We start from the raw sequence: 23088 nt of genomic DNA on the forward strand, positions 1-23088 counted from the left end.
CGCCTTTGCGCAGCCACAGCGAATGTCGCGATGGGCCAGAAGCGGACCCACCTCGAATATTGGGCTTAGTCTATTCTGGACCAATACCAGGTAGGCGGCACTCACGAGCCCCGAACTCGTTTTTGAAGCACTTTGTAGCATCATGAATTGTCATTTGTTTTGCGAAGAATTCTTTGGACCAGTCGAGCGCGTTGGCTTTCTGGATTGCTTTCAACACAACCCCATGCTGCGGATCGTTTCCAAGCGTTCCTAGAACAATCCCCTGCCCAATGCCGACGCCAACCTGGGGGCAGTCTAATTTGGTCACAAATATCTTCACATACCTGGCATCGATCGATCCCTTGATCACTCGATCCACTCGCGCCTGTAGCTCATTTCCGCTATCTCCGTAGATCGTCGCTTCGACGACAATCGGCGCGTCGATGTCGGTCGGGACACGCTCGAAGAAGATGCCGGTCTTGTATTCTACTGTACCGAAACAAGCCACAGCGCTAGTGCAGGCAACGCAATAAGCGATGAAACATACAGCCCATGTGCGCATATTGCGAAGCCCGTTGCTGATCATCGCGCGATGATGCTCATTCTCCGCAATATCCGCAATGGGTCACTCTCGACGGTTTCGGCTAAGTCTGTAAGTTGGTGTCCGCTTCTGTCCAAGACCGCCGAATCCCAGACCTGGAACTGCGGTCTCGCCTGAACGCTGGGTCAATGCTGCTTGCAGATCGTAGCTACGACGCCGACTGGATCAGAGAGCCTGCTATGAACAAGGGCGCGTGGAAATACACGGAGGGTCCACGAGTTAGCCGCCCGTCGGGCAAAACACCCGCGCAAATTCTCCACCCCGCTTGTCAATCCTCCCCAGCAAATATATTCCACTTTACCGAAATTCGGATTTATCGTATCGACGAAACACCATGGCCCGAGACAAGGGGCGGATCGCGATCGTCACGAACCGTGGGCCAGGGAGCGATGGACGCGACGGCGTCGGGCGTGGCGAGCTTTGCAGGGCGGGAAACCGTGAGCAGGAGCTCTCGCGCCGACGACACGGCGCTGACAGCGCCTTCGCATGGCTTCGGGCGTGAGCACACGCCAGCGCTCGAAGTCCCAGCGAAGACGTGCGCGGACGGCCAAGTCGTGTGGTCCTGACGCCCGGGGTCTGTGCGTCAAGTCCTGTGGTGATGTAGCCGCCCGACCGGGCGCGCGCATCAGCCATCCGCAGGGCGACGGGGGCAATAGTGCATCGCTCCCCGGGGAGAGCACGAAGTACGCCGTAAACCATCGCGCAGGGAAGGCCGAGCATCGGCTGAGCCTGTGGTCCACCCCGTGTGCATTTTTACGGCGCACGGATCGCGGGTGCCGCCGGCGCCCGGCCTTCCCTGCGCCCTTGTTTCGACAGGGGCAAAAGGACAACGCAAGACTCGGGCGAAACATGCCGCGAGAATGCGATGTCATGTCTGCAATTCGGTCATCAACGCGCGACTTCTGTTACACCGCGACACCGGATAAACTCCCCCTCCCCGCAACTGAAGTCGACACGCAATGACTGCTCCCTTCGTTCCCCAGATCGCCCTCTACCGCAACTGGCTTGCCACGCAGCGCGGCCTCTCCTTCGCCAATTACGAGGAGATGCGGCAATGGTCGGTGCGCGATCTCGATGCGTTCTGGCGCAGCATCTGGGACTATTACGATCTGCAATCGCCGACGCCGTTTGCGGCCGTGATCACCGAGCGCAAGATGCCCGGCGCGGTCTGGTTTCCCGGCGCGCAGGTGAACTACGCACGGCAGGTGTTTCGGCATGTGGACGCGGCGCATGCCGCCGGCCTGCCCGCGATCGTCAGTTGTGGCGAGGACGGCAAGCTCAACGAGACGAGCTGGCCGGAGCTGCGGCGAAAGGCGGCTGCGCTCGCGCTGCATCTACAGGAGAAAGGCATCAAGCCCGGCGACCGCGTCGCGGCGTACCTCCCCAATATCCCCGAGACCATCATCGCCTTCCTCGCAAGCGCCAGCATCGGCGCGGTCTGGAGCGTCTGCGCGCCCGACATGGCCGCGCCCGCCGTGATCGACCGCTTCAAGCAGATCGAGCCAAAGGTGCTGATCGCCTGCGATGCCGTCACCTATGCCGGCAGGCGCCATGATCGGCACGATGTCGTCGCTGAACTGCGACGATCACTTCCCACGGTCGCGCATGTCATCCTGCACAGTGAGGCTGGTGCGGTCGCCGCGCCCGATGCCCTGCTCTCCGATATCACCGCGAAGACCGGCGCTGCGATCGACGCGTTCGAGCCAATGTGGCTGCCGTTCGATCATCCGCTCTGGATCGTCTATTCCAGCGGCACCACCGGCCTGCCGAAGCCGATCGTGCACGGCCATGGCGGCATCGTCATCGTGGTGCTGGCGCTGCTCGGCCTGCACAACGACCTCGGCTGCTCCTATCACCCAAACTCGTTCGGCGAGCGCTATCACTGGTACTCCTCGACCGGCTGGATCATGTGGAATTCGCAAATCGGCGGCCTGCTCAGCGGCACCACCTGCTGCATCTTCGATGGCAGCCCCGGCGGCGCCAGAGACAAGCCGGACTGGACCACGTTGTGGCGCTTCGTCGCGCAGTCGAAAGCGACCTTCTTCGGCGCGGGCGCAGCGTTCTTCGCCAATTGCGCCAAGGCCGAGATCGACCTTGCTGCCGCCGGCGATCTGTCGCTCCTGCGCTGCCTCGGCTCGACCGGCTCGCCGCTCAGTGCCGACACGCAGGCCTGGTTCAACGAGCGCTTTGCGGCGCTGTCGAAGGTGAACGGCAGCACGGCACAGGCCGACATCTGGTGGGCGAACATTTCAGGCGGCACCGATTTCGCCGGCGCCTTCATCGGGGGTAACAGAGAATTGCCGCAGACGCCGGGCGCGATGCAGTGCCGTCTGCTCGGTGCCGCCGTCGAAGCTTTCAGCGAACAGGGCCGCGCCGTCACGGGCGAGGTCGGCGAGCTCGTCTGCACCGAGCCGATGCCCTCGATGCCGCTCTATTTCTGGAACGACCAGGGAGATGCGCGCTATCGCGCCAGCTATTTCGAAACCTATCCGGACAATTTTGACGGCAGCGGCCGCGGGCCGGTGTGGCGGCACGGCGACTGGCTCAAGGTCGACCTTGATGGATCCTGCATCATCTACGGCCGTAGCGATGCCACCATCAACCGCCACGGTCTGCGGATGGGCACGAGCGAACTCTATTCCGCGATCGAGGCGCTGCCGGAGGTGCTGGATTCCCTCGTCGTCGATCTCGAATATCTCGGCCGCGACAGCTACATGCCGCTGTTCGTGGTGCTGCGCGAAGGCACAGCCTTCGACGCTACGATGCAGGCAAAGATCAACAAGGCGATCGAGGCCGGTCTGTCACGGCGCTTCCTGCCGAACGAGATTTTTGCCGTCGCCGAGATCCCGCGCACGCTTTCCGGCAAGAAGCAGGAGTTGCCGATCAAGAAGCTGCTGCTCGGCCAGCCCGTGGAAAAGGTCATCAACAAGGAGGCGATGGCCAATCCCGCCTGCCTCGACTGGTATCTCGCCTTCGCGCGCGATTATCTCGCCAAAACTGCGGCATGAAAGACCGCGCCGTGAGCCTCGATCAGGCGCCTCCGAAATTGGACGGGTCGAGATTCCTGTTCTCCGACGGCGGGATCGCTGGGTGGCCGGGAAACTTGTACCAGCCGGGCGGCACCGGCGCGTCCTCGGCCGGACGGACAACAATGGGATGACGCGGGTGAACGCGATGTGCCGGCGCCGCAGCGGCCGGCGCCCACGCTGAAATCAACAAGACCAAGACCAGGACAGACCGCATTGCATCGGCTCCAAACGTCCACCCAAGCGGTCATGTGGTGCGGGAACCACGCGGTGCCCACGCATTCGCGGCGTCACGATCGGTCACATCGACGGCATTGCGGATGCCGAGAGCGCGCCGGATCGACCCAATTGCGCCAATGGCGTTTGCACTCCGTTCACCGATCGCCGCTAGATCAGGATAGTTCCTCCGCGACGAACAGCTGACATGGCCGACCTCAACGCCGTCCTCACCAGGCTCAACGACCGTCTGCTCCGCCTCGAGGGCGAGCTGTTCGTGCTACGCTCGCTGGCGCGTGCGACGCTGACGGCGGGCGACGACCATGCGACGCGGATGCGCAAGCTGGTCGAGGCCGCAAAGATCGCGCTCGACGACGAGGCCAAGCGCGAGCTCGACAAGCCCACACGCAAATATGTCGATGCGGCAACCGCGCTGGTGGAAGAACTGCTGGTGGAGCCGACCCAGGCGCGACCGTTGTTCACCGTCATCGACGGCGGCCGGCGCGACTGAACGCTTCAGATCGGACGTGTCGAACTGAAATTCGCGGCTTCGGCCTTCAACCGGCTGAGGCCCGCCTCGATGATTGCGATCTCCTCGTCGATCTTGCCGATCGGCAGGCTGAAATCATAGCCCGACCTGCTCTTCAGATCGACCGCGAGCCGCTGCCTGTGCATCATCAGCTCGTCGAGCCCACGGCGGTTCTTCAGACGCACATAGGCGTCCACGATCTGCTCAATTGCGCTCGGCATGAAATCGGTCCCGGCGAAAAAAACCGCGCGGCGCACCCACGCCGGCGGGATATTTTCGGTGTCGCGGTACGCAATACAAATCCGCGACGGATTCGTCGATACGCCCGGTTAGTTGAGAACGTATTACCGTCTGATGATTTCGTGATGCGCGGCATGAAAAAGCCGCTGGCGTGATCACGCCAGCGGCCAAAGCCGGGTTCGAAAACGGATCCGGAATGAAATTTGGCCAGCCCCGGTGTGCGCACGTTCTAACCGCACACAGCGGATTCATCTGTTAAAAATGAAACAGAGGAACCGGCGAATCCATCATTTGCTACCGACCGTGGCCGCGCGGCAACGCTAATCGACAACGCAAAAATACTTGCGCGGCACCCTGCGGTAGGCGCTGTAGCGGTAGTACGGCCTGTAGGCGTAGCCGCGATAGAGCGCCGGCGGCTCCTCGCCGTAATAGGCGCGGTGGTAGAAATTGTAGGGAACCCCTTCAGTGCAGCGATAGGCATCCCAGGTCGGACCGATGAAGGGCGCGACCCCGGTCTCGGGCGGGACCGCAGGGTACGGCCCGCCGGCGTGGGCCGGAGTGACCGCGATCAGTGCGACGAAAAGGACAAACAACGCGCTTCGCATGCACTTGCTCCCAAAGCCGGTGCCGTGCGCGCATGGAAGCACCGGAACGGCCGGCCGTGCAATCGCGGAGTTCGGCGCGCCGTACGCGCGCCCCGCGCATTGTTGATAACCGGCGCAAACGGCGCGCGGGTGGTGACAGGGCGTACCGACGTGTTATCGGGGGTTGACGCAGTTGCGAGACGGATTGGACACCCATGCGCATTACCCTTGTCGGCTCCCGCCATTTCGGCGTGACCACCCTGAACATGCTCCGGGAACACAGCGTCTCGATCGTGCGGGTCGTGGTGGCCGATGCCGAGGATCGCCTCGCCGCAACCGCCAGCGCGGCCGGCATCGAGGTGGTGGTCCAGGCCAATCCGAAGCTGGTGATGGCCTCCGAGATCGCGCCCGACACCGACCTGATCGTCACGGCGCATAGCCACGCCCGGATCGGCAAGGACGCGCTCGCTGCGGCGAAGCTGGGCGGGATCGGCTATCACCCCTCGCTGCTGCCGCGCCATCGTGGCAAGGCCGCGGTGGAATGGACCATCAAGGAAGGCGATCCGATTGCTGGCGGCACGATCTACCATCTCGCCGACCGCATGGATGCCGGCGCCATCGCCGCCCAGGAGTGGTGCTTCGTCAAGAAAGGCGAGACGGCGCGGGAACTTTGGGAGCGCGCACTCGCCCCACTTGGGCTCAAATTACTGGCCGATGTGATCGACTACGCCAAGGTTCACAAGGCGCTCCCGTCCAAGACTCAGGACGAGCAATTCGCGACTTCGGCGCCAAGCCTGTCCTGAGTCTCTCCTGAAGTTTACCCTTAACGTGAAGCCGCGTTGATTTTGCTTCGAAAATTGGAGCCGGAAACGCAAATAAACCATTGTTTCCACAGGAACAATTTTCGCTTTGGCATTGCAACAAATTTCCGTCACATTTGGTCCAGATAAGCGACAGCATATCAGACACATTCAAGGACGGAATTCATGCGTTTTGCTCGCATTGCGGCGTTCTGTGCCGCTTCAATTTTCTCCGGCACCCTCGCCGCTCCCGCCTTCGCCCAGACCCCGTATGACGGCAATTGGCAGGTTACAATTGTCACCAAGAGCGGCACCTGCGAGCCGACCGCAAGTTCCTTGCTGACGGTTGCCGACGGCAGGATCACCGCCCCCGGCGCTAACGTTTCCGGCACCATCGGTAGCGGGGGACTTGTGAAAGTTTCGATCAATGGTGCATATGCAAACGGTCAACTCAGCGGCAACGCCGGATCGGGGAAGTGGAATGGAGCATCTGCAGGCATACCGTGCAGCGGGCGGTGGGAAGCATCGCGCCAATAAGCAATTCGGAACCAGCGTCCCAGGCCGGCGGCTGCTGATTGCGGCCGCCGTTTTGTTTGCGGCGGGATTCGCCAACTCTGAAAGCAACGCCCAGTCCAGCCCGTTTGCCCCACTCGCCGGCAGCTGGAGCGGCGCCGGCACCGTCACGCTGGACGACGGCTCGACCGAGCGGATCCGCTGCCGGGCCAAATACAGCCCGATCGGACCGACCATGGAGATGTCGCTGACCTGCGCCAGCGATGCCTACAAGTTCAACCTCGGCGCCAACGTCAGGGCTGAAGGCGGGGCCGTCACCGGCAGTTGGTCCGAGGCCAGCCGCAATATCTCCGGCTCGCTCCAGGGCCGCGGCGCCGGTGGAAACTACGAGCTGCTCGCCTCGACCGCCGGCTTCAACGCCAACATCGCGCTCAAGACCAGCGGCAGCAAGCAGAGCGTGACGATGCGCGCGGACAGCCAGTTCCGCGGCGCCAACATCCAGCTGTCGAAATAAGACGACGGCACCGTGACGCGATCAAAAGACCCGGCGACCTCGCCGGGTCTTTTTTATGCGCTGGGCACGAACGCCGTAACTTCGATCTCGACCTTGGCCCGGTCGTCCACCAGACCGCCGATATAGAGCAGCGTCGAGGGCGGGAAGTTGCGCCCGAGAGTCTCCTTCCACGCCGCGCCGATGCCAGCACCCGCGGCCTCATATTCACTGCGGCTGGTCAGGTACCAGGTCAGACGAACGATGTGCTCGGGACCGGCGCCGGCCTCGCCCAGCAGCTTGATGATCCGCTTCAGCGCGGCCCCGACCTGCGTCGCCATGTCGGGCGCGTAATTGCCGGTCTCGTCGCCGCCGGTCTGCCCGGCCAGCACCACCCAGCGGCCCGGACCTTCCGCCACGACGCCGTGAGAAAAGCCGCGTGGTTTTTTCCATTCGGCCGGCTGCAAGATTTGCATGAGCGAAGATCTCCCGATTTTCTCGTTGTTCGACGACGGCTTAGCACGCCGCGCTGCATCGCTGCATCCGTAGATTTGGCCGTTGCAAACGGCAGTGATGTCGCCGATACCGGCCTCCCCTCAGGATTTTCGCTCTCACATCTTTCCCGATGAGCACGACACCGTCCAAATCGATGGCCGCACTGTGGATGGCCGGCTGGCTATCGCTGACGCTCGTCATGGCCGTCGCGGGACGCGAAGCCGTGCGCGAAATGAACGTCTTCCAAGTGATGGAGGTGCGTTCGCTGGTCGGTCTCTGCCTGCTCTATCCGATGATCCGGCGCGCCGGCGGCTTTGCAAGGCTCCAGACCCGGCGACTGCCCCAGCATATCGCGCGCAATTTGATCCACTATGTCTCACAGCTCGGCTGGTTCTTTGCGCTGACGTTGATCCCGATCGGCCAGGTGGTGGCGATCGAGTTCACCATGCCGATATGGACCGCAATCCTCGCTGCGAGCTTTTTGTCCGAACGCATGACGTCTTGGAAAATCGCAGCGATCCTGCTCGGGCTCGTCGGGGTCATCGTCATCGTGCGGCCTTCGACCGGCGAGATCAATCAGGGACAGTTGATCGCACTCGGCGCGGCGATCGGCTTCGGCGTCTCGATGGCGCTGGTCAAATCACTGACCCGCACCGAGAGCGCGCTCGCGGTCCTGTTCTGGATGCTGGTGGTGCAGTCGGTCGCGGGAGTCCTGCCGGCGCTCTACGTCTGGGCCTGGCCGCCCGGCCACATCTGGGGCTGGGTGATGGTGATCTCGGTCTGCGGCACGTTCGCGCATTACTGCCTCGCCAGTGCGATGCGCTATGCCGACGCCACCGTCGTGGTTCCCATGGACTTCCTCCGGGTTCCACTGACCGCGACCGCCGGCTGGCTGCTGTATTCCGAGCGGCTCGACGCCTGGACCGTGCTCGGCGCGGCGCTGATCCTGTGCGGCAATCTCCTGAATTTGAAACCGGCGCCGCCGGTTCCCGCCCGCGCGCAGTGAACCCGCGCACGGCCTCGCGCGACAAACAAAATGGTCGAGCGTGATTTGGATCACGTTGGAGGGGCATCCCAGCGTGCAACACTCGGCCGCAAAGCAATATGTGGCTGTGTTTTGCTTGCACGGGGCCGGGCGATTTCGTGTAAGTTTGGTGCCAGTTTGTTGCTGCCTGCAATTCGATTCTGTTGGGGATTTCAGATGCGCACTCTCACCCTCCTCGTTTCGCTGATGTGCATGGCGCTGTCGGTCAGCGCCGCCAAGGCCGACCGCCGCGTCGCTTTCGTCGTCGGCAACGGCGCCTACAAGAACGTCGCGCAATTGCCGAACCCGCCGATCGACGCCAAGGCGATGGCATCGACGCTGCGCAATGTCGGCTTTGAGGTGATCGAAGGATCCAACCTCACCCGTGACCAGATGACGGAGAAGCTGCTCGACTTCGGTCGCAAGGCCCAGGGCTCAGATGTCGCGGTGTTCTATTACGCCGGCCACGGCATCGCCGTCGGCGGCTCCAACTATCTGCTGCCGGTCGATGCCGACATCAAATCGGAAATGGACGTCAAGCTCGGCGCCGCCATCAACATCGACCTGACGCTCGACCAGACCATGGGCGACGCCAAGGTCAAGCTCGTGTTCCTTGATGCCTGCCGCGACAATCCGTTCGCCGCCAAGATCAAGTCGAACTCGGCAACCCGCAGCGTCAACGTGCAGAGCGGCCTGGCCGAGATGAAGTCCGGCGAAGGCACGCTGATCGCATTCGCCACCGGCCCGGGACAGACCGCGCTTGACGGCCAGGAGGGCAACAACAGCCCGTTCACCCGCGCGCTGATCGACAACATCACCAAGCCCGGCATCGAGATCCAGCAGGCGATGACCTCGGTGCGCGCCCAGGTCAACGAGGAGACCCACAAGGGCCAGCTTCCCTGGGGCCACACCAATTTGATCGGCGCGGTCTATCTCAACCAGGCGCCGACGACCCAGGTCGCCAACGCGGCGCCGACCGCGGCGAGTGTCGTGCCGCCGGCTGCAACCAGTGCCAGCTCGGATTCGGCCAATGTCGAGCTCGAGTACTGGCGCTCGGTGAAGGAGACCAACAAGCCGGAAGAGCTCAACGCCTATCTCTCCTCCTATCCGAACGGCCAGTTCAAGGCGCTGGCGCTGGCCCGTATCGCCGCGATCCAGAACGGTCCGTCGACCACGACCCGCAACCTCAATGCTGGCGTGGATCCCGCCACCTTCACCGATGACGCATCCCAGCTCACCGAAGACCAGATCGGCCTGGACAAGGGCCAGCGCCGCGACGTGCAGCGCCGCCTGACCGGGCTCGGCTTCGACACCAAGGTCACCGGTGCCTTCAGCGAGGATACCCGTACGGTGCTCAAGCGCTGGCAGGCCGCGCGCGGCTATCCGTCGACCGGCTACCTCAACAAGTTCCAGCACAAGGCCCTGCTCACCGAGATCGTGGCGACCGCGCCGGCCACCGCGAGCGAGGACAGCGGCGAAAAGCGCGCTCCCCGCCGTGCTGCCGCACCGGCCAACAATGGCGGTGGCGGCCATCGTGGCGGCGGCGATCCCGGCGCGGCCTTCATGGGCGGCGTCGTCGGCGGCATGATGGGCGGCATGTTCCGCCGCTGAGGCAAAGGCCTCGCTCCCAAATAAAAGCCCGGCTCGCGCCGGGCTTTTTGCTTGCTAGTAATCTTGGGTGAACCAGGGCACGAGCGTCCGGATGCGCGGCATCGCCTGCGTCGTAATGCTCGACCGAGCCATCTCTGCGATGCGCGGCGCCAGTGATGAGAGATCGCCACGGCGTGTCACCAGAAGCAGCTCACGAAAAAATCCGGGGCCCGGCAGAGGGAGAGCGCTGACTTGACCAGCGTGAGCGAGCCCTTGCAACAGACACAGCGGCGTCGTGATCGCCACGCCCATCCCGGTGGCGACCATGGCGACCAGGCTGTCCGAGGTGTCAAACTCAAAGGCCCGCGGCGGGCGAATGCCCAAACGGCTCAGGTGGCGCTCGACCTGAGCACCTGCATAGGAACGCTCGCTGTACCGGACCAGGCGATGCCGGGTCAGGATCTCCCGCAAATCAAGGTCAGCAAATTCGGCTTCCAATCCGCGCGGCACCACCAGCAGATTTGGCTCGCGGTAGAATGGGAAGCGCTCGATATCATACAGGTCATCCATCGCATCGCATGTGATCGCCGCGTCGATCGTTCGGTGGACCAGCGCCTCGGCATGCGAGTGAGCAAGGCCCGACCAAACGGACAGACTCAGTGCGACCTCGCCCGTCATGAGCTCCTTGACGAGGTGTGCGCCGACCGTGGCGGCATAGGAGTCGATGAGGCCGAGCCTCAGATCGACGCGTTCAGGCAGTTTCGCTGCGTCCCGGAGTGCGCTGAGTAATGCGTCAAAGTCGCGATTCAGGTCGCGAACACGGCCAGCAAGGATGCGGCCTGCCCGCGTCAGTGTAAGCGGCCTCCGGCTGCGGTTGAAGAACGCGACACCGATCGAAGCCTCGGCCCGCCGCACAGCCTGAGAGACCGCTGATTGCGTCATCCCGAACTGACGGGACGCCTGAAGCATGCTGCCGGACTCCGCGACGGCCGCGACAATCTGCAAGCTTCGCAAGTCTGGAATGGGTGGCGTCATATCCATAACTTAAGCAGAAGTCATATTAACATGCAAATTGGCTTCATCATATGAATTATCCTTGTAGGAGAGCCGCATCCGAAAGCAGAATTCCGACCGTCCTAACAATTAAGCAGTCCCGATCGATGAGCGAGAAAGCGGATATTCTGGTGATCGGCCTCGGTGCCATGGGCAGCGCGGCGCTCTATCAACTGGCCAAGCGAGGGGTCAAGGCGGTCGGCCTCGATCGCTTCGCCCCACCCCACACGATGGGATCCAGCCACGGCGAAACCCGCATCACCCGGCAGGCGGTCGGCGAAGGCCGCGACTACGTGCCCCTGGTGCTCGATACCCACCGGATCTGGCGTGAGCTCGAAGCCGAGACGTCTGCCGAGCTGCTGAACCCGTGCGGGCTCGTCGTCATGGCGCCCGGCGTCGGCGAGACGTCGCACCACGGCAAACCCGATTTCGTCGCACGCTCGATCGCAGCCGCCCGGGACTTCGGCATCACGCATGACGTGATCGACGGGCGAGAAGTGGCTCACCGCTTCCCGCAATTCCTGAACCTCGAGGGCAACGAAAAGGCCTATTACGAGCCCGGCGGCGGATACGTTTTTCCGGAGCGCTGCATCAAGGCGCAATTGACGCGCGCGGAGCAGCTCGGCGCAACGATACGCAACGGGGTCGAAGTTCTCTCAATCGCGCAGAAGGGCTCCATTGTTGAGGTGGAAACGTCGTCGGGCAGGTTCGAGGCGGACCAGGTCGTGGTGTCCGCAGGAGCATGGAACGCTCATCTGCTCGGCGCGCCGTTTGACCGCGTGCTCTCGGTGAAGCGGCAGGTGCTGCATTGGTACGAGCTCGACGACACGAGCGCGTATCGCGCCAACGCCCCCGTGTTCATCTGGATGCATGGTGCGACGGACGTCGACTACCTCTACGGCTTCCCGCCTTTGCCTGGCGATCATCGCCTCAAGGTCGCGACCGAGCAGTACGAGACCAGCACGACGGCCGACACCATCGACCGCACCGTCGATCCGAAGGAGTCGGCTGCAATGTACCGGAAGCACGTCGAGGGGCGGCTGGCCGGCGCCACGCCGCGCGTCGCGCAGGCGGCCGCCTGTCTCTACACTGTGACGCCCGATCGGGGCTTCATCATCGACCGGCATCCCGACCAGGACAGAGTCTTCGTCGTCTCGGCCTGCTCGGGCCATGGCTTCAAGCACTCGGCCGGAATCGGAAACGTCGCGGCCGCGATGATGACCGACGGTCGAAGTGCGATCGACCTCACTCCATTCTCCGTGTCCCGATTTTCCTGACGTTTGGCACGAACTTTGTATCGCAGAAGAGTACGCTCAACGCTTGTCATGATTGCAATTCTGGAGGTGTCTTCCGATGAAGAATCTGGTCCGTTCCATGATGGCAGGTGCCGCGGCGCTGCTGATGCTCGGCGGCGCTCAAGCAGCTGACGGCGTCGATGCCATCAAGCAGCGCGGCACGTTGAATGTCGGCGTCAAGGCTGACTACAAGCCCTTCGGCTTCCGCGATCCCACGGGCAACGTGGTCGGCATCGAGCCGGATTTTGCCGCGGACATTGCCAAGCGCCTCGGCGTCAAGCTCGAGCTCGTTCCGGTCGCAGCCTCGAACAGGATCGAGTTTCTTCAGCAGGGAAAGATTGACCTGCTGATCGCGACCATGTCCGACAGGCCGGAACGCCGCCGCGTCGTTCAGGCCATCGAACCACTGTATTATTCGGACTACGTGAATATCCTTCTCAACAAGAAGGCCGGCATCAAGGACTGGGCCGACCTCAAGGGAAAACCCGTCTGCGCCACGTCGGGAGCCTGGTACAACAAGGACGTCGCCAAATCCTACGGCCCCGAGATTGTTGCGTTTGACGGCTCGGAGAAGCCTCTGTTCGCCATGAAGCAGGGCAACTGCATCGGCTATGTCTACGATCAGACCTTCCTGCAAGGCAAACTGCTCGAAGACGAGTGGAAGACCGACTACGACCTCCCGCTAAAAGGCGTTCTGCCATCGCCATGGATGATCGCCGTCGCGCTCGACAACACCAGCCTTCAGAAGCTTCTCGAAGATACGACGAAGGACTGGATGAAGACCGGATTCATCGTGGCAGCTGAAAAGAAGTGGGGTATTACGCCGACCGAATACTCGCTCTCCATGCACGAGCAGTACAAAGACAAATAGACGCGTGAAGCGGAGCGCCAGGACCACCTCGCGCTCCGAACAAGTCGAACCAATGCACTGATACGAGGCATCGCCTCAACACCTCGGTGTCGCGCAACATGCAGGCAATCGGCGACTGGTTTCAGCGGCTCTACGAGACGACGGGGCTGAATTTTTCCGTTTTCTACGATGCGTACGATTGGGGCCGCTACGTCGGCGGCCTCAAGATGACGCTGCTTCTGAGTATCACGACCATCGTGCTGAGCCTCATCATCGGCGCGGTTGGCGCCTTGATGCAGGGCAGTCCGTCGATGTTGCTGCGGCTGCCCGTCAATGCTTTCGTCGTGGTGTTCCGCAACACGCCCCCGCTGGTCCAGCTTTTCTTTTTCTATTTCGGCCTCGGCACCATGCTTCCGGCCGTCGAGGCGGCGGGCATGCGCGTTCCGCTGCTGAGCAACGTTCAGTGGGCCATCATTTCGCTGTCGCTGTTTGCGGCCGCCTTCAACGTCGAAATCTTCCGCTCCGGAATTGAGGCGGTGCCGAGGACGACGATCGAAGCCGCGGAGGCGCTCGGGTACACGCGCCTCAAGGCTTACGTTCATATCGTCCTTCCCCTGGCCATTCGCGTTTGTCTTCCCGCACTGAACAACAACCTCGTCAACCTGCTCAAGACGACCACCCTCGCCTACGCGATCGCCGTTCCCGAAACGCTGTACGCGGTCAAGCAGATCTGGTCGGAATCGCAGAATGTTTTCGAAATGATGGTCGTGTTGCTTGCGACCTACGGCATCCTCGTCGGGATCCTCGTCTGGCTGATGCATCGCTGGGAGCGGGCGATGCATATCCCCGGTTATGCGCGATGAAGACAGCCGGCTCCGAGCAGAGGCTTGCCGTCCTTCTACCGTATCGTCCCGCGCCGACCCGGATGTCCATTCGGATCGGCCCGCTGCCCGCGGCGATCCTCTGTTTCTGCGCCGTCATGGCTGCATCCACGGCGTGGGCGCAGACCGGACCGACGATGCTGTCGCCGCTGCAAGTCATCGTGAAATGGTCGCCGCTGTTATTGCGCGGGTTCGCCTTCAACATCCTGATCTCCCTGATGGCCATGCTGCTGGGGACCATCGCCGGGCTTGGCCTGGGTCTCGCTTTGTTATCGGAGTCCCGGCTACTCGCCGCCGCCAGCTGGCTCGTCACGCAATTCTTCCGCAACGCGCCGTGGCTGGTGCTGCTGTTCTTCGTCATGTTTCTGGTGCCCTTCCAGGTCACCCTGTTCAAGACGACCATCCCCTTGCCGGACTGGATCAAGGCGACGGTCGGCTTCGCCCTGCCCGTCATGGCAAATGTCGCCGAGGTCGTGCGCGGCGCGGTCCGCTCCATTCCGTCGACGCAATGGGAGGCGGCGGAATCGCTCTCGTTCACGCGGCGGCAGACGATGTGGCTGATCATGCTGCCACAGTGCATCAAGCGCATGCTGCCGCCCTGGATGAACATCTATGCGATCGTCGCGATGTCGACGGTGCTCGCATCAATCGTGGGTGTTTCAGAAATGCTCACCCTGACGGCGCAGGTGCATGCCGCCGAAGGCGGCAGACCGGAGTTGTTCGCGCCGCTCTACGGCTTCGCGCTGCTATGCTTCTTCCTCTACTGTTATCCGATCAACATCTGGACCGCTCGTCTCGAGCGCCGGTTCCGCGTACGCTGAGGAAACAGAGCATGGCCACGAGCTGGACTCCGGATCAGCCCATCGTTCAATGCGTCGATGTCAGAAAGTCATTCGGCGCCCTCGAGGTCCTGAAGGGCATCAGCCTGTCGGTCCGGAAGGGCGAGGTGATCTGTATCATCGGTCCGTCCGGATCGGGGAAATCCACGCTGATCCGCTGCATCAATGCCCTTCAACCGATCTCGTCCGGCAGCATTCAGATCGAAGGCATCGAGGTGTCCGATCCCAGACTCGACAAGCTGGCGCTGCGCCGCAAGGTCGGGATGGTGTTTCAGCAGTACAACCTCTTCCCGCACAAGACCGCGCTTCAGAACGTGATGATGGCGCCGATCCATGTTCTCGGCCAGAAACGCGCCGAGGTCGAAGCGCGCGCCCGGGCGCTCCTCGCCAAGGTGCGGCTCGCGGGGAAGGAGGACACCTATCCCGGTGAACTCTCCGGCGGACAGCAGCAGCGCGTCGCCATCGCCCGCTCGCTGGCGATGCGGCCGGACATCATGCTGTTCGACGAGGTGACCGCCGCCCTCGATCCGGAAACGGTCAAGGAGGTTCTGGTCACCATCCGGGAGCTTGCCGAGGACGGGATGACGTGCATTCTCGTCACCCATGAAATGAACTTCGCCCGCGAGGTCGCCGATCACGTCTACTTCACCGATCGCGGTGTGATCGTCGAACACGGGCCGCCGGCAACTTTGTTTACGGCGGCCAAGGACGAGCGAACGCAGCAGTTTCTGTCGCAGGTCCTCTGAGTTCGCCGCCAGGATTCCCGAGCGCGCCGGCTTTCGGCGCACTCTGGCAAGCTTACGCTACTTCCCCGCAGCCTTGCGCAGCGCCTCGTTGATGCGGTCCTGCCAGCCGGGACCGCCCGCCTGGAAATGCTCCAGCACGTCCTGATCGATCCGCAGCGTGACCTGCTCCTTGATCCCCGGCGCCACGTTCGGCTTCGGCGGCGCCACGGCGACCTTGGCGGTCACCTTCTTGAACGCCGCCTCGGCCTCCGACCGCGCATCGCCAAGCGTACGCGGTCGCCTCGGTTGATCCGCCATATCCTAGATTCCCTCAAACAGAGCCGTCGAAAGATACCGCTCGGAGAAGGACGGCACGATAGCCAAAATGGTTTTTCCCGCAGCTTCCGGCCGCTTGCCGATCTCAAGCGCGGCCGCGATCGCCGCGCCCGAGGAGATGCCGCCGGGAATGCCCTCATGCCGCGCCAGCGCGCGCGCGGTCTCGATCGCCGTCGTCGAGTTGATCTTCACGATCTCGTCGATCACCGAGCGGTCGAGGATGTCAGGGACGAAGCCCGCGCCGATGCCCTGGATCTTGTGCGGCGTGTGCTGGCCGCCCGACAGTACCGGGCTCTCCTCCGGCTCGACTGCGACGACGCGCAAGGAAGCCTTGCGCGGCTTCAGCACCTGGCCGACGCCGGTGATGGTGCCGCCGGTGCCGACGCCTGCGACGAAGAAGTCGATGTTGCCGCCGGTATCGTTCCAGATTTCCTCGGCAGTGGTGCGACGATGGATCTCGGGATTGGCGAGGTTCTTGAACTGCTGCGGCATCACCGAGTTCGGCGTCGTCTTCAACAACTCCTCGGCGGTGGCGATCGCGCCCTTCATGCCTTGCGCCGCCGGCGTCAGCACCAGCTCGGCGCCGAGAAACGCCAGCATCTTGCGCCGCTCGATCGACATGGATTCCGGCATCACCAGCTTGAGCCGGTAGCCGCGCGAGGCCGCCACGAAGGCGAGCGCGATGCCGGTATTGCCGGAGGTCGGCTCGATCAGCACGGTATCGGGCTTGACGATACCGGCCTTCTCCATGGCGATGATCATGGCCGCGCCAATGCGGTCCTTCACGCTCGCGGCCGGATTGAAATATTCAAGTTTTGCCAAAATCGTCGCGTTCACGCTGTGCATGGCCGGCAGGCGGCGCAAACGCACGATCGGCGTGTCGCCAAAAGCATCGACGATCGAGTCATAGATCCGACCGCGGCCGGGTTGGTGCGCTGCACCCGTGGGGGACGATGCGTCCATGATGAACTCCCTGTGACGATGATTTGCGCTTCTATCGCAGCCTTCCCGCAGTTACGGACAGCTTGCGGCGACACGCAAGCGACAATGCGGCACATGTTAAATACGCTGCATCGCAAAATCGCGTGAGCTTTAATTAGCAGAAAACCAACGCATTTGTGTTGCGACCTCGTCAACTGATTCTGCTTATGTTAGACTTACGTCTCAAGCAGGGAGGTCACCACGATGTCAGCGATTGCTGAAGTGTTGTCGACCGTCGCGCCGACCCGCGATCCGCGTTGTAGCGAGTTGCCCACCTGTCCCGTCTGCGCCGACTCCATGGTCGCCGCCGAAGCTTCTGCGTACGTGTCGGACCACGTGATCAGCTACCTCTGGACCTGCGACACTTGCGGCTACGGCTTCGTGACCAAGCACGCTGTCAAGCAACGGATTGTCTGCAACTGACGCCTGTCACGCCTTAGCGCGGGGCGATGTCGCCCCTCGCCCAGTCCTCGCGCGTACGCTGATAGAACTCGCCGAACGTTCCGTGTGCGATCGCGTCCCTGATGCCCTGCATCAGGAACTGGTAATAAGCGATATTGATCTCGGACAGCAGCATCGCCCCCAGCGTCTCGCCCGCCTTGACGAGATGATGCAGATAGGCGCGCGCGTAGTTGCGCGTCGACGGCCATGAGCTGTCTTCGTCGAGCGGGCGCGGATCGTCGGCGTGGCGCGCGTTGCGCAAATTGACCTGGCCGAAGCGGGTGAAGGCGACGCCGTGGCGGCCATTGCGCGTCGGCATCACGCAATCGAACATGTCGATGCCGCGTTTGACGGCTTCGAGGATGTCGTCGGGCGTGCCGACGCCCATCAAATAGCGCGGCCGCTCTTTCGGCAGCATCGGCGCGGTCTCGTCGATCATCGCCAGCATCACCGCCTGCGGCTCGCCGACGGCAAGGCCGCCGATCGCATAGCCGTGGAAGCCGATCTCGACGAGCCCCTCGGCGCTGGCATGACGAAGCTGCGGGATGTCGCCGCCCTGCACGATGCCGAACAGCATGTAGCCGTCGGGGGCGCTCTCGAACGCGCGTTTGCTGCGCTCGGCCCAGCGCAGCGACAACCGCATCGCGCGCTCGATGTCGTCGCGCTCGGCCGGCAGACGCACGCATTCGTCCATCTGCATCGCGATATCGGAGCCGAGGAAGCGCTGCACCTCGATCGAGCGCTCCGGCGACAATTCGACCTTGGCGCCATCGATATGCGAGCGGAAGGTGACGGCGTGCTCTGTGACCTTGCGTAGATCCGACAGCGACATCACCTGGAAGCCACCGGAATCCGTCAACATCGGCCCGTTCCAGCCGGTGAATGTCTGCAAGCCGCCGAGTGCTGCGATCCGCTCGGCGCCGGGGCGCAGCATCAGATGATAGGTATTGCCGAGCACGATGTCGGCGCCGGCATCGCGCACCTCGCGCCAGTGCATGCCCTTCATGGCGCCGGCGGTTCCGACCGGCATGAAGGCCGGCGTCCGCACCACGCCATGCGGCGTCGTCAGGCGCCCGGTGCGCGCGGCGCCATCGGTGGCGAGCAGCTCGAAATGATTGGGAAGATCGGTGTTGGGCAGATCGGTGTCAGGGAGATTCATGGCGGTGCTTATTGCGTGTCGGCAGAGGCCGATCAACCCGCTCGCAGCGGTCCTGCGTCAGACTGGGACACATTTGGCGCGGACTTGATGGCTGCCAAGGCTTGTTAAATAAAACGATACAGTGTAGTTTTATGTCGGGGGCTGGATGAGATGCCGCGGCGCGTTGCCGGCGGCGGTAGATGCGTGATCGCCAGCCACCGACAATGCCCCCCGCTTCATGTTCGACTGAGATGTCCGGCCCCTCGCATGGCTGGATAAGACAGACAGGCACCCGTCTGACCACATGGCTGGTCCTGACCTGCATCCTTGCACTCGGCGCCTGCACCTCCCTGCCCCGCACGCCCTACACGGCCGCTGAGGCCAGTACATCGCGCGTGCTCGATATCGACGGCCTCAGGCGCTACGCCGACGATCCGATCACCAAATTCAGCTTCGAGAAGGACACCAGCACCGCCACGAAGTCCTACCTCGCGCTCTCCGGCGGAGGCGCGGACGGCGCCTATGGCGTCGGCGTGCTCAACGGCTGGAGTGCCGCCGGCACCCGCCCGAGCTTCTCCGTGGTCTCCGGCGTCAGCACCGGCGGCCTGATCGCGCCCTTTGCGTTCCTTGGACGCCAATATGACGACACGCTGAAGGACGTCTACACCAGCGGCATCGCGGAGAGCCTCCTGAGCGATCCCAGCATCATGCGCGTGCTGTTCGGCTCCGGCCTGTTCGGCAATACGCGGTTGCGCGAGCTCGTCGCACGCTATGTCGGGCCGGAGATCCTGGCGCAGGTCGCGCGCGAAAACGCCAGGGGACGAAGGCTGCTGATCGTAACGACCGATCTCGACACCCAGCGCACCGCGATCTGGGACATGGGCAAGATTGCCGCGGTCGGCACACCCGAAGCGCTCAAACTGTTTCGCGACGTGATGGCGGCTTCGGCAAGCATTCCGCTGGTATTCCCGCCGATCATGATCGACGCCGAAGGCCAGGGCCGCAGGTTTCAGGAGATGCACGTCGACGGCGGCGTGACATCGCCGGTGCTGACGTTGCCGGAGGCCCTGCTGTTCCAGGATAGCCGCCTTCCGGGCACCGCGAAGATGGACATCTACATCCTCGTCAACAAGAAGATCGAACGCAATTTCGAGCTGGTGTCCAACAGCACCATCGACGTTGCCTCGCGCAGCCTGTCGGCGATCACGCAGTCGCAGACCCGCTCGATCATCTTCTCGACCTATGATTTCGCCAAGCGCAACCGGCTGGGTTTCCACCTCTCCTACATCGCGCGCGATTATCCCGCGCCGCCCTCGGAAGGGTTCGACACCGCCTATATGCGGGCGCTGTATCAGTACGGATATGAGAAGGCCGCATCCGGCCAGGCGTGGGCTTCGACGCTGCCGTGAACGCTCGTGACGGAACGAGGCCCTGCTGATACCGTTGACGATACGGCCAATTCGGCCAGATTCGCGATGACGCCCCCGCTCCTGCGCGATATAGAGCAATGACGAGCAACGCGCAGGAATCAATGGGCATGGGATTGACTGCGACGAGGACAAAACCGGCGGCGCGGCGCGAGCTGCCGAAATCGCGCGGCGGCCGACCGACCAAGTCCGCCGCGATCGAGCGCGACCAGCGGCTGATTGAGGTCGCCACCCGCCTGTTCCTGGACCGCGGTTTTGATGCGACCTCGCTCGATGCGGTCGCAGAAGCAGCACGGGTGAGCAAGCCGACCGTCTATTCCCGTTATGGCGACAAGCGCGGCCTGTTTGCGGCCGTGCTGAGGCGCGAGATCGCGCGCTGGCTCGCGCCGCTGTCGGCGGCAGCTGAGACGCAGCTCTCCAGCGCCTCGGACATCTCCGTCGAGCAGCGGCTGGTCGAGATCGGGCGCGAGATGCTGACCTTCACCTGCGGGCCTGACGCCGTCGCGTTCAGCCGCATGATGACGTCACAGGCCATCAACTTCCCCGACATCGCCAAGCTCGGCAAGGAAGAAGGTTGGCTGAAAGCCGTCGCCACCACGGCGCGCTTCTTCGACCGTCTGGTAACGCAAGGCGCGCTCGACGTCGACGACACGACGATCGCGGCAGAGGTCTTTCTCGATGTCGTCGTCGGTCACACCCACCGCATGGCGACGTTCGGGACGGCGCTGGAGCTGAAAGACGCGGAAAAGCGGATGCGCGCCGCGATCAAGCTGTTTCTGGCCGGTGCGCTGGGTCCGGCCGACCGCGTCCAGCCTCCCCCCAAGAGCACACCGCGCCGGCGTTCGTCCCGCTGACAATTCCGTGAGGTTGCGATCTATCCCCTGGGGGAACACGCCCTCGCAATTGACCAAAATAAAACGATACGGTATGGTTTAGTTATAGGCGGCACGGACCGCTTTTTTCACCAGCCCCAAAAGAGGTCCGTATCGCTGAGATCGCCGCGGCGGGTACAGCCCGCCACGACGCTCCGCGGCCGGCCGACGCCCAAGGTCGGCCGCGAATTCTTTACGATCATCCGGCACACTCGTTGGCCGAGGGTTTCGAGCATGACGACCGCCAAACGATGGACTTCGCAACTGCTTGCGATCGCCTTGCCCGCGCTGCTGTTCGCAGCGCCCGCGCAGGCGATCGTGACCACGGGCACGCCGACCGCGCTTCGCAGCGACACAGATGGTGACACCGAGGCGGACCGCCAAGCGGTCAGCCGCGAAATCGAACGATTCCGCAGCTCCTCGATCTCGATCAGCCAGGCCATGGCGATTGCGGAAGCCCGCCACGCCGGCGCCACGACGGCAGATGTGAGTTTCGACGGCGCTTCGGGCGTGCCGGTCTACCGGGTGAAAACCCTGCACAACGACCGGATCTGGCGCCACACCATCAATGCCACGACCGGCGAGCTCATCGGCGGCGAAGCCGCCCTTCCCATCGCCGAGCTCGACCTCGACGATCGCAACAACCTCGCAGCGCTCGGTGCGATCAGGCACCGCCTCGCGGATGCCGTGCATGTTGCCGAGCGCGCCGCTTCGGGCAAGGCGATCAGCGGTGGCCTCGTGCGCGAAGGCGGCCGGCTCAATTTCGCGATCGTCGTGATCAGCGGCGACGACCTCAAGGAGGTCATCCTTGAGCCGCCGGGCGCCCGGACGAAGTAGCGACGGGTCCCGGCTGGGCGGCCACAATCTCGCCGAAAAGCCATTGACGGGCGCAAAACTCTCCCGCATAAGTCGCCGCCATGTTCACGACCACCAAACGCGCGACCAAAACCACCACGGCCTTCGGGGCCCGGGGAGGCGTGCGCGTGTAGTCGTCGACTAAAACGCACTAGCTCTACCGAAGCCCCGCCTTAAAGGTCCGGGGCTTTTTTGTTGTCTAAATCTCAGCTCAACCGAAATGGAATGGAGGACACAGTGAGTAACGATCCCGTCGTCGCGATTGTCGGCGTCACCGGTGCGGTGGGCGCCGAATTCATCGCCACCATGGACAAGCGCGGCTTTCGCGTCGGCAAGCTCAAGGCGCTCGCAAGCGCCCGCTCAGCCGGCAAGACGGTGTCGTTCCGCGGGCAAAACATCGTCATCGAGGAGCTGACCGAGCGCGCCTTCGAGGGCGTCGATATCGCGCTGTTCTCGGCCGGTGGCAGCATCTCGAAGAAGTTCGCACCGATCGCGGTCAAGGCCGGCGCCGTCGTGGTCGACAACTCCTCCGCCTTCCGCATGGATCCGAACGTGCCGCTGGTGATCCCCGAGGTCAACGGCAACCGCATCCGCGACCACAAGGGCATCATCGCTAACCCGAACTGCGCCGCGATCACCGCGCTGGTGCCGCTCTGGCCGATCCACCAGAAGAACCGCATCAAGCGCGTGATCATCTCGACCTACCAGGCAGCCTCCGGCGCCGGCGCCGCCGCGATGGAGGAACTCGTCGAGTCCACCCGCGCCAACCTCAACGGACAGGTCTATACGCCCAAGGTGATGCCGCACCCCTACGCCTTCAATCTCTTCAACCACAACACCGCGGTCGATCCGGAGACCGGCTACAACGACGAAGAGACCAAGGTCATCCAGGAGACCCGCAAGATTTTCGAGGACGACAAGATCGCCATTGGCGTGACCTGTGTCCGTGTGCCGGTGCTACGCGCCCATTGCGAGGCCATCACCTTCGAATGCGAAAAGCCCATCACCGAGGACCAGGTTCGCGCCATCATGGCACGGGCGCCCGGCGTGAAAATCGTCGACGATCGCGTGAAGAACTACTTCCCGATGCCGATCGACGCCTCGGGCCAGGACGACGTCCTGGTCGGCCGCATCCGCAAGGACCTCAGCGATCCCTCAGGGCATTCGATCTCGATGTTCGTGGCGGCCGATCAGCTACTCAAGGGCGCGGCGCTGAACGCCGTGCAGATCGCCGAGCTGCTGCCGCAGCGCGTGATGGCGTAACGCTGGAGTCGTATGGTGGGCAAAGGCACGCAAGCGCCGCGCCCA

The 23088-nt window shown here is 63.2% G+C and carries 25 protein-coding genes and 1 pseudogene; 18 read left to right on the forward strand and 8 right to left on the reverse strand.

Annotated features, from left to right (window positions below; all coding sequences use genetic code 11):
• Positions 1-70 precede the first annotated feature (70 nt).
• Entirely contained in the window at positions 71-565 is a 495-nt protein-coding gene (locus BMW89_RS19435; protein ID WP_092028614.1) for a hypothetical protein, read from the reverse strand.
• A gap of 116 nt (positions 566-681) precedes the next feature.
• Between BMW89_RS19435 and BMW89_RS37390 the strand changes: the two are divergent.
• The 3 genes and pseudogenes from BMW89_RS37390 to BMW89_RS19460 all read left to right on the forward strand — a co-directional run.
• Positions 682-777, forward strand: a pseudogene (locus BMW89_RS37390) (IS5/IS1182 family transposase); the annotation flags it as partial.
• Positions 778-1539: 762 nt separating this feature from the next.
• Positions 1540-3588, forward strand: coding sequence for an acetoacetate--CoA ligase (locus BMW89_RS19450; protein WP_092028616.1), 2049 nt, complete (start codon positions 1540-1542; stop codon positions 3586-3588).
• A 442-nt stretch (positions 3589-4030) separates the two neighbouring features.
• Positions 4031-4333, forward strand: a complete 303-nt coding sequence (locus BMW89_RS19460; protein ID WP_092028618.1) for a hypothetical protein — start codon at positions 4031-4033, stop codon at positions 4331-4333.
• 5 nt (positions 4334-4338) lie between these two features.
• Here the strand turns inward: BMW89_RS19460 and BMW89_RS19465 are convergent, their stop codons facing one another.
• Positions 4339-4572 (reverse strand): hypothetical protein, encoded by a 234-nt coding sequence (locus tag BMW89_RS19465; RefSeq protein WP_092028914.1) that lies wholly within the window; start codon positions 4570-4572, stop codon positions 4339-4341.
• 339 nt (positions 4573-4911) lie between these two features.
• Positions 4912-5196 carry a hypothetical protein gene (locus BMW89_RS19470; RefSeq protein WP_092028619.1) on the reverse strand — a complete coding sequence of 95 codons (285 nt, stop codon included), beginning with the start codon at positions 5194-5196 and terminating at the stop codon, positions 4912-4914.
• 194 nt (positions 5197-5390) lie between these two features.
• Here BMW89_RS19470 and BMW89_RS19475 point away from each other — a divergent pair, with 194 nt between their 5' ends.
• The 3 genes from BMW89_RS19475 to BMW89_RS19485 all read left to right on the forward strand — a co-directional run bounded on the left by BMW89_RS19475 (position 5391) and on the right by BMW89_RS19485 (position 7002).
• Positions 5391-5978, forward strand: coding sequence for a formyltransferase family protein (locus tag BMW89_RS19475; protein ID WP_092028620.1), 588 nt, complete (start codon positions 5391-5393; stop codon positions 5976-5978).
• A 183-nt stretch (positions 5979-6161) separates the two neighbouring features.
• Positions 6162-6512: a hypothetical protein gene (locus BMW89_RS19480; RefSeq protein WP_092028621.1), complete on the forward strand. Its 351-nt coding sequence runs from the start codon at positions 6162-6164 to the stop codon at positions 6510-6512.
• On the forward strand, positions 6457-7002 hold the full coding sequence (locus tag BMW89_RS19485) for a hypothetical protein (protein ID WP_177196174.1): 546 nt from the start codon (positions 6457-6459) through the stop codon (positions 7000-7002). Before BMW89_RS19480 ends, BMW89_RS19485 begins: the two co-directional genes overlap by 56 nt.
• Positions 7003-7055: 53 nt before the next feature.
• Here BMW89_RS19485 and BMW89_RS19490 read toward each other — a convergent pair whose 3' ends face one another.
• Positions 7056-7454, reverse strand: coding sequence for a RidA family protein (locus BMW89_RS19490; RefSeq protein WP_092028623.1), 399 nt, complete (start codon positions 7452-7454; stop codon positions 7056-7058).
• A 149-nt stretch (positions 7455-7603) separates the two neighbouring features.
• On the opposite strand from BMW89_RS19490, the gene BMW89_RS19495 reads away from it, so the two are divergent.
• Positions 7604-8479, forward strand: coding sequence for a DMT family transporter (locus BMW89_RS19495; RefSeq protein WP_092028624.1), 876 nt, complete (start codon positions 7604-7606; stop codon positions 8477-8479).
• A gap of 195 nt (positions 8480-8674) precedes the next feature.
• On the forward strand, positions 8675-10108 hold the full coding sequence (locus tag BMW89_RS19500) for a caspase family protein (RefSeq protein ID WP_092028625.1): 1434 nt from the start codon (positions 8675-8677) through the stop codon (positions 10106-10108).
• Between the two features lie 54 nt (positions 10109-10162).
• Here BMW89_RS19500 and BMW89_RS19505 read toward each other — a convergent pair whose 3' ends face one another.
• Positions 10163-11128, reverse strand: a complete 966-nt coding sequence (locus BMW89_RS19505; protein ID WP_349516532.1) for a LysR family transcriptional regulator — start codon at positions 11126-11128, stop codon at positions 10163-10165.
• 119 nt (positions 11129-11247) lie between these two features.
• Between BMW89_RS19505 and solA the strand changes: the two genes are divergently transcribed.
• The 5 genes from solA (at position 11248) to BMW89_RS19530 (ending at position 15751) form a co-directional block, all read left to right on the forward strand.
• Positions 11248-12417: an N-methyl-L-tryptophan oxidase gene (solA, locus tag BMW89_RS19510; protein WP_092028626.1), complete on the forward strand. Its 1170-nt coding sequence runs from the start codon at positions 11248-11250 to the stop codon at positions 12415-12417.
• Positions 12418-12493: 76 nt separating this feature from the next.
• The gene (locus BMW89_RS19515; RefSeq protein WP_092028627.1) at positions 12494-13306 is read left to right on the forward strand and encodes a transporter substrate-binding domain-containing protein; all 813 of its coding nucleotides are present in this window, start codon (positions 12494-12496) and stop codon (positions 13304-13306) included.
• A gap of 98 nt (positions 13307-13404) precedes the next feature.
• Positions 13405-14148, forward strand: a complete 744-nt coding sequence (locus BMW89_RS19520; protein ID WP_092028916.1) for an amino acid ABC transporter permease — start codon at positions 13405-13407, stop codon at positions 14146-14148.
• 116 nt (positions 14149-14264) lie between these two features.
• Entirely contained in the window at positions 14265-14987 is a 723-nt protein-coding gene (locus BMW89_RS19525; RefSeq protein WP_502686398.1) for an amino acid ABC transporter permease, read from the forward strand.
• Between the two features lie 11 nt (positions 14988-14998).
• Positions 14999-15751, forward strand: a complete 753-nt coding sequence (locus tag BMW89_RS19530) for an amino acid ABC transporter ATP-binding protein (RefSeq protein WP_092028629.1) — start codon at positions 14999-15001, stop codon at positions 15749-15751.
• A 57-nt stretch (positions 15752-15808) separates the two neighbouring features.
• Here the strand turns inward: BMW89_RS19530 and BMW89_RS19535 are convergent, their stop codons facing one another.
• Both BMW89_RS19535 and cysK read right to left on the reverse strand, forming a co-directional pair.
• On the reverse strand, positions 15809-16048 hold the full coding sequence (locus BMW89_RS19535) for a BrnA antitoxin family protein (protein WP_092028630.1): 240 nt from the start codon (positions 16046-16048) through the stop codon (positions 15809-15811).
• Between the two features lie 3 nt (positions 16049-16051).
• On the reverse strand, positions 16052-17029 hold the full coding sequence (gene cysK, locus BMW89_RS19540; protein WP_092028631.1) for a cysteine synthase A: 978 nt from the start codon (positions 17027-17029) through the stop codon (positions 16052-16054).
• Positions 17030-17251: 222 nt separating this feature from the next.
• Here cysK and BMW89_RS19545 point away from each other — a divergent pair, with 222 nt between their 5' ends.
• The gene (locus tag BMW89_RS19545; RefSeq protein WP_092028632.1) at positions 17252-17470 is read left to right on the forward strand and encodes a hypothetical protein; all 219 of its coding nucleotides are present in this window, start codon (positions 17252-17254) and stop codon (positions 17468-17470) included.
• Positions 17471-17483: 13 nt separating this feature from the next.
• Here BMW89_RS19545 and tgt read toward each other — a convergent pair whose 3' ends face one another.
• The gene (gene tgt, locus BMW89_RS19550; protein WP_092028633.1) at positions 17484-18647 is read right to left on the reverse strand and encodes a tRNA guanosine(34) transglycosylase Tgt; all 1164 of its coding nucleotides are present in this window, start codon (positions 18645-18647) and stop codon (positions 17484-17486) included.
• Positions 18648-18877: 230 nt separating this feature from the next.
• On the opposite strand from tgt, the gene BMW89_RS19555 reads away from it, so the two are divergent.
• The 4 genes from BMW89_RS19555 (at position 18878) to BMW89_RS19570 (ending at position 23043) form a co-directional block, all read left to right on the forward strand.
• Positions 18878-20035, forward strand: a complete 1158-nt coding sequence (locus BMW89_RS19555) for a patatin-like phospholipase family protein (protein WP_177196175.1) — start codon at positions 18878-18880, stop codon at positions 20033-20035.
• Between the two features lie 128 nt (positions 20036-20163).
• Positions 20164-20907, forward strand: coding sequence for a TetR/AcrR family transcriptional regulator (locus tag BMW89_RS19560; RefSeq protein WP_092028917.1), 744 nt, complete (start codon positions 20164-20166; stop codon positions 20905-20907).
• Positions 20908-21159: 252 nt separating this feature from the next.
• Positions 21160-21762, forward strand: coding sequence for a PepSY domain-containing protein (locus BMW89_RS19565; RefSeq protein WP_177196176.1), 603 nt, complete (start codon positions 21160-21162; stop codon positions 21760-21762).
• Positions 21763-22005: 243 nt separating this feature from the next.
• On the forward strand, positions 22006-23043 hold the full coding sequence (locus tag BMW89_RS19570) for an aspartate-semialdehyde dehydrogenase (protein ID WP_092028636.1): 1038 nt from the start codon (positions 22006-22008) through the stop codon (positions 23041-23043).
• Positions 23044-23088 lie beyond the last annotated feature (45 nt).

It is taken from the genome of Bradyrhizobium sp. OK095, from assembly GCF_900109945.1.
Classification (GTDB): Bacteria; Pseudomonadota; Alphaproteobacteria; order Rhizobiales; family Xanthobacteraceae; genus Bradyrhizobium.

Excerpts from the sequence above, each read along its gene's own strand:
- BMW89_RS19435 (WP_092028614.1), bottom strand. The coding sequence starts at position 565 with ATGATCAGCAACGGGCTTCGCAATATGCGCACATGGGCTGTATGTTTC.
- BMW89_RS19450 (WP_092028616.1), top strand. The coding sequence starts at position 1,540 with ATGACTGCTCCCTTCGTTCCCCAGATCGCCCTCTACCGCAACTGGCTT.
- BMW89_RS19460 (WP_092028618.1), top strand. The coding sequence starts at position 4,031 with ATGGCCGACCTCAACGCCGTCCTCACCAGGCTCAACGACCGTCTGCTC.
- BMW89_RS19465 (WP_092028914.1), bottom strand. The coding sequence starts at position 4,572 with ATGCCGAGCGCAATTGAGCAGATCGTGGACGCCTATGTGCGTCTGAAG.
- BMW89_RS19470 (WP_092028619.1), bottom strand. The coding sequence starts at position 5,196 with ATGCGAAGCGCGTTGTTTGTCCTTTTCGTCGCACTGATCGCGGTCACT.
- BMW89_RS19475 (WP_092028620.1), top strand. The coding sequence starts at position 5,391 with ATGCGCATTACCCTTGTCGGCTCCCGCCATTTCGGCGTGACCACCCTG.
- BMW89_RS19480 (WP_092028621.1), top strand. The coding sequence starts at position 6,162 with ATGCGTTTTGCTCGCATTGCGGCGTTCTGTGCCGCTTCAATTTTCTCC.
- BMW89_RS19485 (WP_177196174.1), top strand. The coding sequence starts at position 6,457 with ATGGAGCATCTGCAGGCATACCGTGCAGCGGGCGGTGGGAAGCATCGC.
- BMW89_RS19490 (WP_092028623.1), bottom strand. The coding sequence starts at position 7,454 with ATGCAAATCTTGCAGCCGGCCGAATGGAAAAAACCACGCGGCTTTTCT.
- BMW89_RS19495 (WP_092028624.1), top strand. The coding sequence starts at position 7,604 with ATGAGCACGACACCGTCCAAATCGATGGCCGCACTGTGGATGGCCGGC.
- BMW89_RS19500 (WP_092028625.1), top strand. The coding sequence starts at position 8,675 with ATGCGCACTCTCACCCTCCTCGTTTCGCTGATGTGCATGGCGCTGTCG.
- BMW89_RS19505 (WP_349516532.1), bottom strand. The coding sequence starts at position 11,128 with ATGGATATGACGCCACCCATTCCAGACTTGCGAAGCTTGCAGATTGTC.
- solA (WP_092028626.1), top strand. The coding sequence starts at position 11,248 with ATGAGCGAGAAAGCGGATATTCTGGTGATCGGCCTCGGTGCCATGGGC.
- BMW89_RS19515 (WP_092028627.1), top strand. The coding sequence starts at position 12,494 with ATGAAGAATCTGGTCCGTTCCATGATGGCAGGTGCCGCGGCGCTGCTG.
- BMW89_RS19520 (WP_092028916.1), top strand. The coding sequence starts at position 13,405 with ATGCAGGCAATCGGCGACTGGTTTCAGCGGCTCTACGAGACGACGGGG.
- BMW89_RS19525 (WP_502686398.1), top strand. The coding sequence starts at position 14,265 with ATGGCTGCATCCACGGCGTGGGCGCAGACCGGACCGACGATGCTGTCG.
- BMW89_RS19530 (WP_092028629.1), top strand. The coding sequence starts at position 14,999 with ATGGCCACGAGCTGGACTCCGGATCAGCCCATCGTTCAATGCGTCGAT.
- BMW89_RS19535 (WP_092028630.1), bottom strand. The coding sequence starts at position 16,048 with ATGGCGGATCAACCGAGGCGACCGCGTACGCTTGGCGATGCGCGGTCG.
- cysK (WP_092028631.1), bottom strand. The coding sequence starts at position 17,029 with ATGGACGCATCGTCCCCCACGGGTGCAGCGCACCAACCCGGCCGCGGT.
- BMW89_RS19545 (WP_092028632.1), top strand. The coding sequence starts at position 17,252 with ATGTCAGCGATTGCTGAAGTGTTGTCGACCGTCGCGCCGACCCGCGAT.
- tgt (WP_092028633.1), bottom strand. The coding sequence starts at position 18,647 with ATGAATCTCCCTGACACCGATCTGCCCAACACCGATCTTCCCAATCAT.
- BMW89_RS19555 (WP_177196175.1), top strand. The coding sequence starts at position 18,878 with ATGTCCGGCCCCTCGCATGGCTGGATAAGACAGACAGGCACCCGTCTG.
- BMW89_RS19560 (WP_092028917.1), top strand. The coding sequence starts at position 20,164 with ATGGGATTGACTGCGACGAGGACAAAACCGGCGGCGCGGCGCGAGCTG.
- BMW89_RS19565 (WP_177196176.1), top strand. The coding sequence starts at position 21,160 with ATGACGACCGCCAAACGATGGACTTCGCAACTGCTTGCGATCGCCTTG.
- BMW89_RS19570 (WP_092028636.1), top strand. The coding sequence starts at position 22,006 with ATGGAGGACACAGTGAGTAACGATCCCGTCGTCGCGATTGTCGGCGTC.